At 57.8% G+C, this 14,681-nt stretch carries 10 protein-coding genes and 1 pseudogene; 10 read left to right on the top strand and 1 reads right to left on the bottom strand.

Going from position 1 to position 14,681, the window contains the following annotated elements; translation table 11 throughout:
* The first annotated feature begins 27 nt into the window (after positions 1-27).
* Entirely contained in the window at positions 28-813 is a 786-nt protein-coding gene (locus ACONT6_RS10470) for a MurR/RpiR family transcriptional regulator (RefSeq protein WP_181252829.1), read from the top strand.
* A gap of 110 nt (positions 814-923) precedes the next feature.
* Here ACONT6_RS10470 and ACONT6_RS10465 read toward each other — a convergent pair whose 3' ends face one another.
* Positions 924-2,462: a transglutaminase-like domain-containing protein gene (locus ACONT6_RS10465; protein WP_428818475.1), complete on the bottom strand. Its 1,539-nt coding sequence runs from the start codon at positions 2,460-2,462 to the stop codon at positions 924-926.
* Between the two features lie 169 nt (positions 2,463-2,631).
* Here ACONT6_RS10465 and ACONT6_RS10460 point away from each other — a divergent pair, with 169 nt between their 5' ends.
* The 9 genes and pseudogenes from ACONT6_RS10460 (at position 2,632) to ACONT6_RS10420 (ending at position 14,680) form a co-directional block, all read left to right on the top strand.
* Positions 2,632-4,224 carry a serine hydrolase gene (locus tag ACONT6_RS10460; protein ID WP_428818474.1) on the top strand — a complete coding sequence of 531 codons (1,593 nt, stop codon included), beginning with the start codon at positions 2,632-2,634 and terminating at the stop codon, positions 4,222-4,224.
* Between the two features lie 51 nt (positions 4,225-4,275).
* Complete coding sequence (locus ACONT6_RS10455) at positions 4,276-5,343, top strand: S66 peptidase family protein (protein ID WP_428818473.1); 1,068 nt, start codon at positions 4,276-4,278, stop codon at positions 5,341-5,343.
* 151 nt (positions 5,344-5,494) lie between these two features.
* Positions 5,495-6,889, top strand: a complete 1,395-nt coding sequence (locus tag ACONT6_RS10450; RefSeq protein WP_428818472.1) for a Na+/H+ antiporter NhaC family protein — start codon at positions 5,495-5,497, stop codon at positions 6,887-6,889.
* Positions 6,890-6,946: 57 nt separating this feature from the next.
* A complete protein-coding gene (locus ACONT6_RS10445) occupies positions 6,947-8,989 on the top strand; it encodes an aminotransferase class I/II-fold pyridoxal phosphate-dependent enzyme (protein ID WP_428818471.1) in 2,043 nt (680 codons plus the stop codon).
* A gap of 143 nt (positions 8,990-9,132) precedes the next feature.
* Positions 9,133-9,717, top strand: a pseudogene (locus tag ACONT6_RS10440) (M15 family metallopeptidase); the annotation flags it as partial.
* The gene (locus ACONT6_RS10435) at positions 9,706-10,854 is read left to right on the top strand and encodes an exo-beta-N-acetylmuramidase NamZ family protein (RefSeq protein WP_428821504.1); all 1,149 of its coding nucleotides are present in this window, start codon (positions 9,706-9,708) and stop codon (positions 10,852-10,854) included. The pseudogene ACONT6_RS10440 and the gene ACONT6_RS10435, both read left to right, overlap by 12 nt.
* Positions 10,855-10,856: 2 nt before the next feature.
* Complete coding sequence (locus tag ACONT6_RS10430) at positions 10,857-12,044, top strand: acyltransferase family protein (RefSeq protein ID WP_428818470.1); 1,188 nt, start codon at positions 10,857-10,859, stop codon at positions 12,042-12,044.
* Between the two features lie 73 nt (positions 12,045-12,117).
* Complete coding sequence (locus tag ACONT6_RS10425; RefSeq protein WP_428818469.1) at positions 12,118-13,560, top strand: FAD-linked oxidase C-terminal domain-containing protein; 1,443 nt, start codon at positions 12,118-12,120, stop codon at positions 13,558-13,560.
* Positions 13,553-14,680, top strand: coding sequence for an FAD-binding protein (locus ACONT6_RS10420; protein ID WP_428818468.1), 1,128 nt, complete (start codon positions 13,553-13,555; stop codon positions 14,678-14,680). The genes ACONT6_RS10425 and ACONT6_RS10420 overlap by 8 nt, the downstream gene beginning before the upstream one ends.
* Position 14,681: the final 1 nt, after the last annotated feature.

Below are 14,681 nucleotides of genomic sequence, written 5' to 3'. Positions count from 1 at the left end.
GCGTGACGCGGAGTGATAACGCACCCCATGACCTGTCTTTTGAAAATGCGCGCGATGCGCGACCAGATGTCGGTTAATGAGCGCAAGCTCGCGGACTTTATTCTGGATAATACGCAGTTATTGCGTGACTACTCATCTTCCCAATTAGCGGATGCCGTGGGCGTCAGCCAGTCCAGTGTGGTCAAGTTCTCTCAGAAGCTGGGTTATCGAGGCTATCCGAGCCTGAAGCTGGCGGTATACGAATCCTACGCTGGTGCCGGTATGGCGGCAGATGAGGAAAAAGCCAGGCATTTTGCGCAGTCCGATAGCCCGCTCAGTACCCTTGGGCAAAAGAAGCTCGAGGTGCTGGAGAATACCGTCAGTATCAACGAGACGGAGCAGCTGGCTGCAGCGATCAACGCAATCCGGCAAGCTCGCTGTATACAGATTTCCGCTTGCCCCGGATCGGTATCGGTCGCGCGTTACCTGACCCACCAACTGCTTGAGCTCGGTTGCTGGGCGGTGTTCGATGAAGGTGGGCAATTGCAGCATCGTATTGCCGATTCGCTGCGCGACGAAGACCTGTTGTGTATTTTGTGTGATTTTGGTGGTGAAGAATCGTTGGTAGAGGTGGCGAATCGCGCGCGGGAGCATGGTGTCAAGGTGTTGAGCCTGACTCGCTATAACTACAATGCGGCCAGCATCCATTCGGATATTCGGTTGTATGTAGTGCCCTCGGAAGATGAAGAAGCACTACAGCGCCTGTTGTTCCGTTCCGCACAACTGCATGTGATTGAGGCATTGGTGAGCGGACTTCTGGAAAGCCCGCAGTAAGATATTTTCCTGAAAAACGGGATTAGCTTCAGGCGTTGGTCTGGCAGAAAAAGGCCACCGGGTGATGCCGGGTGGCCTTTTGTTTTTTGCATGCATCCATTCGTGTGGTGCTATTCCCCGGCAATTTGCGGTTTATCTCCGCTGCTTGCCACCGGCTCCCACTGCATCTCGTAATCCCATTGATCAAAGTACAGGTTGCCACCGCGCCACTCTACTTCACCGCGCTGGCTATCGACGGTTTCCGAGCGGAAGTGTTGTTTTGCCGGCACCAGGGGGCGGCTGTAGTCGGTATTGAAGATCAGCCGGTAACTGTCCAGCCCGCCCAGGTAGAACCAGCGCTCTGCTTCATTTTCGCTGTCCAGCAGGCCGTGGGTGACGTCCATCGGCATCCATCCGTAAGGGGCCAGATAAAATTCGCCCCAGTCATGCATGGTGTCGAAGCTCGCGGGAGAAAACTCCCAGCCGGACTGCCAGCGGGCGGGAATGCCATTCATGCGCATCAGGGTGATCAGCAAAAGCGTCTGCTGACCGCAGTCCGCGTGGCCCGCTTGGGCGGCGTACTGGCTGATATTGCGAATGGTGGAATATTCCCGGGCGCCTGCCCAGGGGATCTCGTCGACGTAGGCAAAGAGCTTCTGGGCAATGCGATAGGGGTTGGTCTCATCGCCGACAATACGGTTAGACAGTGCGCGAAGCTCGGGAGTGAACTGGATATGTGGGGTTCGCTCTGCAAGAAACGGCGCGAGCCTTTCGTGAGTTTCTTGGGCGCGATCCACTGGCGCAGTTTTTGCTGGGTCAATATTGAAATATCGTGACAAGCTATCAAATGCGTATTCCACGGAAAACCGGGTTGGTGTGCCCGCGCGGGCAGTCTGTTCGAAATAGATGGTGCGTTGCGGTGTGTCCACCGGCGCCAGAGTGAAATCTGTCGGGGTGCTATTCAATAGTGCGATATTTTCCTGGCGCCCGGGTAGTTCTTGCGGAAAGGGGAGCCAGGCCCGCACGGTTTCGCCGTCGGGAACGCTATCTGCGTCCACGGTGAGGGTGTAGGTGATGGCAAGGCGCTGGCGCAGGGGCGTATCGCCGTCACCGTGTGCGTCGATGACCGCGGCATGATGCGGGTGCAGCTGGTATAGCGGAGCCCGGTCTGTGAAGCGTCGGTAGTCCGCGGTGCGTGCTGCGGCTTCATCTGAAATGTGAACCAGGTTATAGGCTGCTTTATTGAAATAGCGTCGCTTGCCGTCAAAGGTTTTGTATTCCAGTAATCCGGCGTCGTTCCAGTGTTTTATATCGTTTTCTGTGGCGTCGGGAATGTAGCGCTGCACAGAAGCCAGCAATTGCTCTGGCGGGATGGTGAATTCCATCTCGATGCGGCGCATGCGCTCAGCTTCAAAGGCGAGTGCGGTGCTGTCTGGAGTTTGCGGTTCCTTTTGCTGCATTGCGCTGATGTCCAGTTTGGCCTGCCGGTAATGGCCCTGATCAATCTGAGCCTGTATTGCGGCGATATTGCTTTGCTGCGCTATGGACTGCTGCGCCATGGACTGCTGTGCCATGGATAGCTGCGCGGCAAAAAGGGCGCTCGCCAGCGTTGTTGCAGTCAGGTACGGGCGGCTTGGTCGGTTTGTGCGGTAGGCATTTTTTCGGGTCAAGGTGCACTCCATTGATTGCGAGCCGACACGGTATCGGTTTGGCACATCCGTCGATTCGGAATAATTTATTATTTACTTAAAAATCCATGATTGATAAATTATTCTGATGCGTTTGCCGCGTCAAGAGCGCATTCCGCAATCCGTGCACATTTAAGGAGAGTCTGGCCACATGAACCACTTCACCGCAACTGCCGTCCGTATTTCCTGCATATTCGGCATGGTGCTGGGCGCAGGTTGCCAGCCGGAGCCCTGGGATCAGTACGATCCTGAAGCCTATGTAGAACGTGTACTCGAGCAGGAGCAGGTGCCCGGTGCTGCAGTGGCGATCTGGCACAAGGGCGAACCAGTACTGCTGCGTGGGTTTGGTGTTACTAATGTGGATAGCCCGAAAGCGGTCGATGGGCAGACCCTGTTCAAGCTGGCGTCCACCACCAAAGCGTTTACCACTGCGGCTCTGGGGCTGCTGGTGGAAGAGGGCAAGCTGGAGTGGGAAGGGCGTGTGGTCGAATACCTCCCGCAATTTCGTCTCGGAGATTCCTGGATCAGCAATGAATTTCGTGTGGTGGATCTGCTGACCCATCGTTCCGGTTTGGGCCCCGGGGCCGGCGATCTGATGCTGTGGCCGCAACCCAATGCTTACACGCGCGCTGACGTGATGAATGGATTGGCGCACCTCCCCGTTACCCGCGGTTTTCGCGCCGACTACGCCTATGACAACTTGCTGTATATCGTGGCCGGTGAACTGATCGCAGAAATTTCCGGCATGTCCTATGAGGATTTTATTCAGCAGCGTCTGCTTGTTCCCTTGGGGCTGGAAAGTTGCTATGCCGGACCGGTGCCGGCCGATGCCCGCGACAACCTTGCCGATCCCCATCGACTGGAAGAGATCGGCATGGTGGTGGATACCCCCAACCTGGCCGGCCATGAACCTATTGTGCTGGCGGCGGCTGGCGGTATGCACTGCAGCGCCGGCGATATGCTGAGCTGGCTGCGGGTCTTGTTGAATGGTGGTGAACTGGAAAATGGCGAGCGTCTATTCACGGAGCAAACCCGTGATCGCTTGTGGCGCCCGGAAACCCTGATGCCATTTTCCAGCCAGCGCGCGGAGCGTGATGGAGGGCATTTCTATGCTTATGCCCTGGGGTGGCGAGTGCAGGACATGCACGGAAAAAAAGTGATCCATCACACCGGTTCCCTGTCCGGCATGTACGCCTGGGCGGCCATGGTGCCGGAAGAGGATCTGGCAATAGTCGTGCTGATGAACCGCAGCGCGGGCGCTGCGCGCCAGGCGTTGATTTATGGCCTGCTGAAGCCCTATCTGGGGGCGCCTGAGCGGGATTGGCTGGCCTATTTTCAGGACCTTTACGGCACCCCCGCAGAGGCAGTGGAACCGGAAGAACTGGTCGCGCCTGTTGGGTATACCTCGGTCGCAAAGGAAGAGCTGGCCGGACTCTATCGGGACCCGTGGTTTGGGGATGTCGGTATCACTCAGGAAAACGGAAAGCTGCGCTGGCGTGCACTCAAATCGCCCCGGCTGACCGGGACACTGACGGCCGCCAGTGACGGCGTCTGGGCACTGCACTGGGACGACCGCAGTCTGAATGCGGATGCCTGGATGATTGCTGACCGCAGCGAAGCCGGCGTTTTACTGCTTACCATGCAAGCGAAGTCGCGCGGTACCGATTTCAGTTACGATTTTCACGATCTGCGCTTTGAAAAAGTGGCCGGGGCTGTGCAGGTAGAGACTGCCCGCAGCCATTAGTGCGACAACAGTGTTCGAAAACAATAAATTAACCAGTTTCAGGAGTCTGTCATGCGGCGGCGTACTTTAATTCAATCCCTGATGTCAGCTCCCCTGTTAGGGGCAGCAGCAAGTGTTGCCAGTGGCGCCGAGGACCTGGAATCCGCTGGCTACAGCGGCGGAGATACTGACCTGCTGCGCCCGAAGCGATTAAAAAAAGGTATGACGGTAGGCCTGGTGACCCCGGCGAGTAATGCCTGGGAAGACGAAGATATCCGCTTTGCCGGTGATGTAGTGCGCTCGCTGGGCTTTGAGGTCAAAGAGGGCCGTCACCTGTATCGCCGCACTCAGTACCTGGCGGGTCCCGACTCTGCGCGGGCAGAGGATTTTAACAGCATGTTTGCGGACCGGGATGTGGATGCGGTTTTCTGCCTGCGCGGTGGTTATGGCACGCCGCGTATCCTGCCGATGCTCGACTACCAGTTGATTCGCAATAATCCGAAAGTTTTGCTCGGCTACAGCGATATTACTGCATTGCTGAATGCCATCTACCACCGAAGTGGTGTGGTTACTTTTCACGGCCCGATCGCCGCCCAGAACTTTACCGATTACACCCTGGCCGAGTACCAGAAGGTATTAGTGCACGGTGAGCGCCCAGTACCACTGGGCACTCCACCGCCCTTCGAGACCGCCCCGGGCCGGGTAGAGAAGCGCAATCGAATAACCCGGTTTACCGGCGGCCGCGCCCGCGGCCGTCTGATCGGCGGCAACCTGTCGCTGATGGCGAGCCTGGTGGGTACCCCCTTTGAGCCGGATTATCGCGGTAAAATACTGTTTCTGGAGGACGTGGGCGAAGCCCCGTATCGTGTGGACCGCATGCTCACCCAGCTCTGGCTCGCTGGAAAATTGCAGCAGGTTGCGGGGATAGTCTTTGGCAAGTTCACCGATGCGGAAACCAGCGGCAATACGTTCAGTATGGAGCATGTGTTGCGTGAACGTACGGCAGAGCTCGGTATACCGGTAGTACGTGGGCTGATGATTGGACATGTGGAAGATCAGACCACGGTGCCAGTAGGCGCGATGGCGGAACTGGATGGTGACGCTGGTACGCTGGTATTGCGGGATGCCGTAGTCAGCTAGTTGCGAAGGAAGCGCATGTCTGTAAGGTGGCAGCTATCGGTTTTGGCGATAACTACCACCATTTCTCATCGGTGCCCAGCTGGTAGCATGTGGCAAATTGTGGATCACAAATCGCTGACCGATCAAAAATATAACAATAGCAGTACTACTTATGACTGAACTCTCCTGGCTCACGCTTTTACCTCCTTTTATCGCCATTGGCCTGGCATTGTTAACCCGGCAGGTTTACCTGGCGCTGTTTGCCGGTATCTGGCTAGGGTTCTTTCTGCTGAATCACGATGGTTTTTTTGCCTCCCTGGCGCAGGCGCTGGATGGTGTGTTAGCGGTTCTGGCCAATCCCGGTGACGCGCGGGTAGTGATGTTCACCCTGGTGATCGGTGCATTCATCATCACATTGGAACGCTGTGGGGCGGTCAGCGGCTTCGTGCGATTCCTGGAGCGCAGCCGCTGGGTCACTAATGGCAAGCGGGCTCAGTGGATGGCATGGCTGGTCGGGATTGTTATCTTTATCGAGTCCAATATTACGGTGCTGGTGGCGGGTACCGTATCGCGTCCATTGTTTGATCGCTTCCGGGTTGCCCGTGAGAAGCTCGCGTACATTATCGATTCCACGTCAGCGCCTGTGTGCATGTTGATTCCCCTGAACGCCTGGGGTGCATTTAATCTCGGGCTTTTGGACGGGCTCGGTGTGGAGGACCCGTTAAAAGTTCTGCTGGCGAGTATCCCCTTAAACCTGTACGCGATTGCCGCCGTCGCGCTTACAGCCTACACGATCTCCCGTGATTACAATCCGGGACCGATGGCTCAGGTGCAGGCCCGTACCAGCGGCGGTGAACTGGACGGCATCGATATCAGCGCGAGCACTGGTGAGAAGAGCCATATCAAACCCCGTGCGATGAATATGTTGTTGCCGGTCATGGTATTGATTCTCGCGATGCCGCTTAGCCTGTGGATCACCGGTGATGGCAAGATTTTTGAGGGCTCTGGTTCCACATCCGTACTCTGGGCATCGCTTGCCGCACTCACCACGGTGTCTGTAATGGTGATTGTGCAGCGCAGCATGTCGCTGGATGAACTCAGCCATACCTGGATGGAGGGCGCCGGGCGCATGTTGCCGCTGGCGATCATTCTGGTACTGGCGCTCGCGCTCGGCGCTATCTCGAAGACCCTCGGCACCGGGCAGTATGTCGCGGGGCTAGTGGGGGATTCGATTCCCCTGGCGTTGCTGCCGGTAGTCATTTTCCTGGTGTCCGGGGTAATTGCGTTCTCCGTGGGTTCCAGCTGGGGGACTTTCTCCATTATGTTGCCCATCGCCATTCCCGTGGCCAGTGCGCTGGGTGCGGAACCCGCATTGTTCGTCGCCGCGGTGTTGTCTGGTGGCATCTTTGGCGATCACAGTTCGCCGATTTCCGATACCACCATCGTGTCATCGCTGGCGGCCGGTACTGAGCATATCGAACACGTACGCACGCAGATACCTTATGCGCTGCGCGCTGGTGTGGTGAGCGCATTCGGGTTTATCGCGCTCGGTTATCTGATGCTGTAAAGCGAAACAGGAAGTATTTTGAGTGAGAAACAAGGGTTGCAAACAGGGTAAAACGAAATGAAGAAGAGCCCTTGTGAAATAGTGCTGTTTACTGATGACAGGGAATTTGCCGCGCGCTGGATAGATGAATTGACACCGCTCGCCGAGCACGATTCGGACGCACCCATTGCACTGGTATTCACACGCACTAGCGAGGAGGGGCTGGATTCAGCGCTCGCAAGCGGCGCTGTGCAAATTCTGGTGGTGGATGATAAGGGGCTCAGTGAAGCCGGTTTAAAGGCTACCCTGGCACGGGTGCACGCGCAGCGGGCGGAGATTGATCGTGTACTACTGACCGGCGCCGACGAAGCCTCAGGCGCTGGCTTTGAATGTGTGATTTCCCGGGCTGAATCCAATTACGGTGTTGTGTATCGTACCTTGCGCCGAATTTTGCTGGAGCGCATCGCAACCCCTTTTGCCGATGCATTGCGTGAGTATGTGTATGCGGCGCGTGATTCCTGGCACACCCCCGGGCATTCCAGTGGCGATAGCCTCAGTACCAGCCCCTGGATCGCCGATTTCTATCGCTTTATGGGCGAGCATATCTTCAATACCGATCTGTCCGTGAGCGTGAAAATGCTGGACTCCTTGATGGATCCCATCAGTGTGATTCGTCAGGCCCAGCAGCTTACAGCCAAGGCTTTTGGTGCGCACCAGAGTTACTTTGTTACCAACGGCACCTCCACTTCGAACAAGATCGTCCTGCAGCACCTCCTGCGCCACGGCGACCGTGTCATCGTGGACCGCAATTGCCACAAATCCGTGCATCACGCGATGATCATGAGTGGTGCGCTGCCCGTCTACCTGGAGTCTGCGGTCAATCAGCAATATGGCGTTTACGGCCCGGTGCCACAGCGTGAAATTTTCAGTGCCATTGACGCCAACCCCGGTGCTCGTCTGTTGGTCCTTACATCATGTACCTATGATGGACTGCGCTACGATCTGCGCCCGATTATCGAATACGCCCACGCGGCGGGCCTGTTTGTCCTGATTGATGAAGCCTGGTATGCCCATGGTCGGTTTCACCCGGCCCTGCGCCCGACGGCGCTGGAGTGTGGGGCCGATTTTGTTACCCAGTCTACGCACAAGATGCTCTCGGCATTTTCTCAGGCGAGCATGATTCATGTGGGAAATTTCGAGTGGCAATTATCGCGGGATGGAGAGGAACGGGAAGAATTTGACGCGGCCGGATTCCGCGAAGATATCAATATGCACACTTCTACCAGCCCGCAGTACGGCATGATTGCCAGCCTGGATGTGGCCCGCAAGCAGATGAGTATTGAGGGCTACCAGGTACTGGATCGCACCCTGGGATTTGCCGAAGAAATACGCCAGTTTGTCGATCAGAATACGGTTTTCCGCAGCCTCGACGCGGAAGATCTCTGTGGCCCCAGACTGGCAAAAGACGGCATTCGTCTCGACCCGACCAAAGTCACCATTGATGTGGGCCAATCGGGTCTCAGCGCACCGGACGCACAGGCAGCTTTATTTACCGAATTCGGCATTCAGGTAGAGAAGAACACCCACAACACGCTGTCTTTTCTGGTCACTATCGGCACCACGGAGAGTAAGGTATTGCGTTTGAAGCAAGCCTTGCGCCAGTTATCGGACGACGCTTGCAAAGCAGGGGGGCGCAGAGTTTCTGCCGCGGGTAACGATGAAGCTCCAGTTCGCGGACAGACCCTGCCCGAGCTCAGTGAGATCGTTGCCCTGCCGCGCACCGCGTATTTTGCCCGAGGGGAGAAACTTGCCTGGGAAGGCGGTGGCCGCGCTGCGCTGATTGGTCGTGTCGCTTGCGACGAGGTGGTTCCATATCCCCCGGGTATCCCTCTACTGGTGCCCGGCCAGGAGGTTACCGCAGAAATACTCGATGCGATCATCGCTTTCACCAGTGAACGCGCAGACCTGGAAATGCATGGCCTGCGCCGTATCGATGGATCTCCGGCCCTGCGTGTGTTGACCGCGCGAGAAGCCGCTTTGGCGACGGTGGAATATCAGCAACTATGCACATTGAACGATGCCCGGTCGCCAGCTGCAGGGACATCGCGGGAGGCAGTATGAGGAAGGTTTGGAAGCAGGGGGGGGGGATCGCCCTGGCCGCCATACTGGTCATTGGTGGTGTCACGCTCAGCACGTTTTATTCACAGGGCGAAAGTCGCCGGGCGGAGACGGCCAGTGTAACCACTTCGACCAATCCGGGGTTTGTGGCGGTACGCGGTGGCAATATCAAGGTCGCCATGCGCTACGCGACGACAAATAATCTGGTGGGAGAGCCGCTGGATGGGTACCGGGATAATCTGTGTCTGTTGGCACCCTCAGCCGCCCACGCGCTGGAAAAAGTGGCTCACCGGCTGGCAGAAGAAGGGCTGGGTCTCGAACTGTTCGACTGCTACCGCCCGCAGCAGGCCGTCAATCACTTTGTACGCTGGGCCGCCGCGCCGGAAGATCACAGCACCAAAGCGGATTTCTATCCACGGGAGAAAAAATCCGAGATGTTCGAGCGGGGCTATATTGCCGAACGCTCCGGGCATAGCCGCGGTGCCACTGTGGATTTGACCCTCTACCGTATCGATACCGGTGAGGCGCTGGAGATGGGGACCGGGTTCGATTTTATGGATGAACGTTCGGCGACGGAATATCCGTTGAAGGATGCCACCGCACGCGCGAATCGGCTGCACCTGCGCGAGGTCATGGGGGCGGCGGGGTTTGTCAACTATACCCAGGAGTGGTGGCACTACACCTACAAGCCCGAGCCTTATCCCGACGCCTATTTTGATGTGCCGGTGGCTCACGCCTCGCTGAAGGATGGTGATACCGGTGCTTCGGCGTTGCGCACCGGCGCAGAGCAAGCCGACCTCTACCTGCCCCTGCTGCGCGATCAGAAAGTGGGGCTGGTGGTAAACCAGACTTCTCGGGTGGGCGAGTCGCACCTGATTGATTTTCTACGCCAGCGTCAGGTCGGCTTGCAGAAAATTTTCGCACTGGAACACGGTGTGCGCGGCAATGTGGAAAACGGTGGCAAGGTAGATGATGGTATCGACGGCCCGAGTGGATTGCCTATCGTCTCCCTCTATGGTGGCAATTACGCACCCAGCGCGGAGAACCTGACGGAGCTGGATTGGCTGGTATTTGATATCCAGGACGTGGGTGTACGCTTTTACACCTACATCAGCTCATTGCACTACCTGATGCAGGCCTGCGCTGATCATCAGGTTCCGCTGATGGTACTGGACCGGCCTAATCCGAATGGGGACTACATCGATGGTCCCCTGCTGGAAAAACCTTTTCAGAGTTTTGTGGGCATGCACCCCATCCCGCTGATACACGGCATGACCGTGGGTGAACTGGCGCAAATGATCAATGGGGAGGGCTGGCTGGATGGCGGTGCGCAATGTGCGCTGACGGTGATTCCGGTGGCGAACTACCGCAAGAGCATGACTTACAGCCTGCCGGTGCGTCCATCGCCGAATCTGCCCAATGATTTGTCCATCCGCTTGTACCCCTCTCTAGGGCTTTTCGAGGGCACTACGGTGAGTGTGGGACGCGGAACTGAATTTCCGTTCCAGGTGCTGGGTCATCCGGGTGATCATCAGGGCACCTTTACATTTACCCCGATACCTGTTGCCGGTGCCAGCGAGAATCCCAAACATAAGGGGATCCTGTTGACGGGAGATGATTTACGCAATGCGGATTCCCGTGTGCGCTTTTCGCTGCAACCGTTGCTCTCCTGGTCCCGGCGCACGGGAGAGTCACCCGAAGCATTTTTCTCTCGCGCCAGTTTTTTTGACAAGCTCGCCGGCACAGACCAGCTGCGCAAGGCCGTCATGGACGGTACCAGTGCTAAACAGATTCGTGCCTCCTGGCAGGCGGATCTCGCTGTCTTTCGCGAGCAGCGGCAGCCCTATCTGCTCTATCCGGAGCAATGACTGTGCAGCGGCACATTGACGATATTTTGCAGCAGTTACCCAGCGGTCGCCTGATGTCCGTTGACCTGCTGCGGGGGCTGGCCATTGCCGCCATGGTTCTGGTCAATAACCCGGGCAGCTGGTCCTACGTCTATGCGCCTATGGCCCATGCGGAATGGCATGGGTGGACACCGACCGATGTAATTTTCCCTCTGTTCCTGTTCGTAGTCGGATTGTCTATGGTGCTTTCCTGCGGTCGCAGCAGGTCATTCCCTGCGGTTGGTTGGGCGCAGTGGAGCAGGGCACTCAAGCTGTTTGCTCTGGGGCTGTTCCTGGCGGTGTTTTTCTACAATTTCCGCGATGACTCATACAGCTGGGTACAGGATCGGTTGGAGGGTATCCGTTGGATGGGGGTATTGCAGCGCATCGCACTGGTTTACATCGTTTGCTGTTACCTGGTGCGCTGGCTTTCGACGTCAGGCCTGATTGTCGCGACAGTTCTCTGCAGCCTGCTTCCGTGGCTGATGCTGTTGTTTTTGCCCTACCAGAATGCCGCCGGAGAAACCTTTCAGGGGCAACTGGCATTCGGCAATCATTTTTCTGCCTGGCTGGACCAGTGGCTTCTCGGAGCTGAGCATGTGTATTACCGCAGTGCCGAGCCTTTCCCGTTTGATCCCGAGGGTGTGCTGACCACCTTTGCCGCAGCTTCCACCTGTCTGCTGGGGGTGCTGGCTGGCCTTGCCTGGAAGCAAACGGGAGTGGACAGCGCATCGCAGCTGCGACTGTGTCGAGTCTGGGGACTTGGCGGCGCCGCTATGCTGATAGTGGGGCAGTTATTGCATCCGCTTGTGCCTATCAACAAGGCACTCTGGTCGCCGAGCTTTGTGCTGGTAACTGCCGGTGTGTCCACACTACTGCTGTCCGGGCTCTATTATCTGGTGGATATCCGCGAACGCCGTCGCGCGCTGGCGCCACTGCTGGTGTTCGGTGTCAATGCCATTGCCCTGTTTATGCTCGCGGGTGTGATGGGGCGGTTGTTGATCATGTTACCGGTGGGGGATACCACACTAAAAGGCTGGCTGTTCCATACTGTGTTCCAGCCATTATTTGGTAGCTACGGCGGTTCGCTGGCATTTGCAGTGTCCAGTCTGGCGCTATTTTATCTGGTGATGTGGCAGATGTACCGTCGCCGTATTATCTGGAAAGTGTGAGCGGCGATGTTTCGGTGCTGTAGTTCGCTCTTTGGTTGACTCTTTGGTTGGGATGAATCGTGTGACCCGGGGTATGGATTCCAGTACGCAGGCATTTCTCGCTGCACTCCGCAGGGGGTTTCCCGGCGAACGCTTGCTGTATGGGCGCGAAAATACTGCGCCCTTTGAATGCGACGCGCTTCCGGTCTACTGTCAGGAGCCACTGGCGGTCGCCCTCGCACACAGCGAGCAGGATGTGGTGGCGGCGGTTCGTCTGTGCCATGAATTTTCTGTACCGCTGGTCTCCCGCGGTGCCGGCACCGGCCTGTCCGCAGGGGCCAAACCCATCTCGCAGGGCTTGCTTCTGGTCACCGCACCTATGAATCGAATTCTGGACCTGGACCCTCAGGCGATGACGGCACGTGTGCAGCCCGGTGTGATTAATCAACAAATTTCCACTGTGGCGGCGCCTCACGGACTTTACTATGCGCCGGATCCATCTTCCCAGATCGCCTGTTCCATTGGCGGTAATGTTGCAGAAAATGCTGGCGGTGTGCATTGCCTGAAGTACGGTGTCACGGTCCAGAACGTTCTTTCCGTGCGCGTGGTATCCGCAGCCGACGGCAACGTGGGTGAGGTAATGACCCTCGGCGGCGATTGCCTCAGCCAGCCGGGATACGATTTGCTGGCATTGGTGCACGGTAGTGAAGGCGGTCTGGGGGTTATCACCGAGGTCACCGTAAAGCTGACACCGGTACCGGAAAAAACACGTACCCTGATGGCGGATTTTGACAGTGTGCGCGCCGCCGCGGATGCGGTATCCGCCATCGTGCGGGCTGGTGTGATTCCCGCCGCACTGGAAATGATGGACAAGCTCGCCATCTCCGCCACCGAAGCATTTTGTCACGCCGGCTATAACCTGAAAGCGGCAGCGATACTGTTGATTGACCTGGATGGTCATCCCCTGGAGGTGGACGCGGAGCTTGCCGTGGTAGAGCAGGTGTTGAGTGCATCAGGGGCGGTGCAGGTGCAGTGCGCGGCGGACGCGTTGCAGAGAGCCCGGTGGTGGAAAGGGCGCAAGAGTGCCTTCCCGGCTATTGGCCGTCTGAGTCCGGATTACTACTGTATTGACGGCACGGTGCCTCGACACCGTATCGGCGAGGTACTGGAAGCGACCGCGCGATTTGCCGAACAGTACGACCTTCAGGTTGCCAATGTATTCCACGCAGGGGATGGCAATCTGCACCCGATCATCATGTTCGATGGCAGCGAGTCCGACGCCCTCGAGCGCACGGAAAAGCTGGCCGCGGACATTCTTGAATACTGCATTGCCGTAGGCGGCACCATCACCGGTGAACACGGTGTGGGTATCGAAAAAATCAACCAGATGGCGGTGCAATTCAGTGATGCCGAGCTGGAACAGTTTCGCGCGATCAAACGCGCATTGGATCCTTTCCAGCTTCTGAACCCCGACAAGCAGATTCCCACCCTGGCCCGGTGCCAGGAATATCGCGCGTTGAGGCAAGAGCGTGGCTGAAGTAATACACCCAGGTAATGATCAGGATTATTCCGAGGGCCTCGCGGCACAGGTGCGCGAATGCTATGTCGCAAACACGGAGCTTGAGGCTGGTGCATCTTCTCGGCCACATCTGGTGGTGGGGGGCAACGGCAGCCGCGTCGCATTGGGTTTGCCTGGCGACGCCACCCTCGCGATTGGTATGCACCGGGGCGTCATCGACTACCAGCCCGAGGAGCTGACGCTGCGCGCCCGCGCCGGCACGCCCCTGAGCGAACTGGAAGCGTTACTGGCGCACAATAACCAGAGCTTCGCCGCGGAAATCCCGCAACCTTCCCCGCAAAGTACCCTGGGTGGCGCCATTGCTTCCGGTTGGGACGGGCCATCCCGCGCATTTGGTATGGCGCTGCGCGACAGCCTGTTGGGATGCAGGCTGATCAACGGACGTGGTGAAATCGTCAACTTTGGCGGGCAGGTGATGAAGAATGTGGCGGGCTATGATCTGGCGCGCCTGCAAGTTGGCGCACTGGGCACCCTGGGGGCAATTCTCGATGTCACCTTGCGCCTGCAACCGCGCGCCGAACATACGGCTTCGATCTCCTTCGCGGTTGCGCCTGGTGATTTGGCCCAGTGGTGGCAGCGCACACGCAGTCTACGCCCGTTGCTGACCGGTACCTGTTATCAGGACGGGCGCCTGTACCTGCGCATCAGTGGGCGAACCATCGCGGTGCAGGAACTGCTTACGCAATTGGGTGGTGACGCCACAGACTTCGACTGGGCTGCATTGACGAATTTTCAGCTGCCGTTTTTCTGCAGTGAGCGGCTCGCCTGTGTGCATTTGCCCCGGTACGCCCATTTGCCGGTGAATGCCGGCCAGGCGCTGGTCGAGTGGGAAGGCGCGCGGGTCTGGGTACGGGATGGTGATCATCATGCACTGGCCCGTGCCGCAGCTGACCGGGGAGGCTTCGTTCAGATAATGCGCGGGCCCTTGGTTCCCGCGCAGGCGGATGCACCGGAGTGGCATTGCGCATTGCGCGACGCCCTCGACCCCAAGGGGCTGTTCAACCCGGTGCTGTTCCGTGCGCGGTTTTGCAGTAGCGACGAGGCGCCTGAGCAAGTGGCAAATGGAGCGGGGCATTAAC

This window comes from Microbulbifer sp. MCCC 1A16149 (genome assembly GCF_050368945.1).
In the GTDB taxonomy this organism is placed as follows: Bacteria; Pseudomonadota; Gammaproteobacteria; order Pseudomonadales; family Cellvibrionaceae; genus Microbulbifer.
The sequence above is the reverse complement of the archived record's forward strand: the minus strand, read 5'-3'. Positions and strand labels throughout refer to the sequence as shown.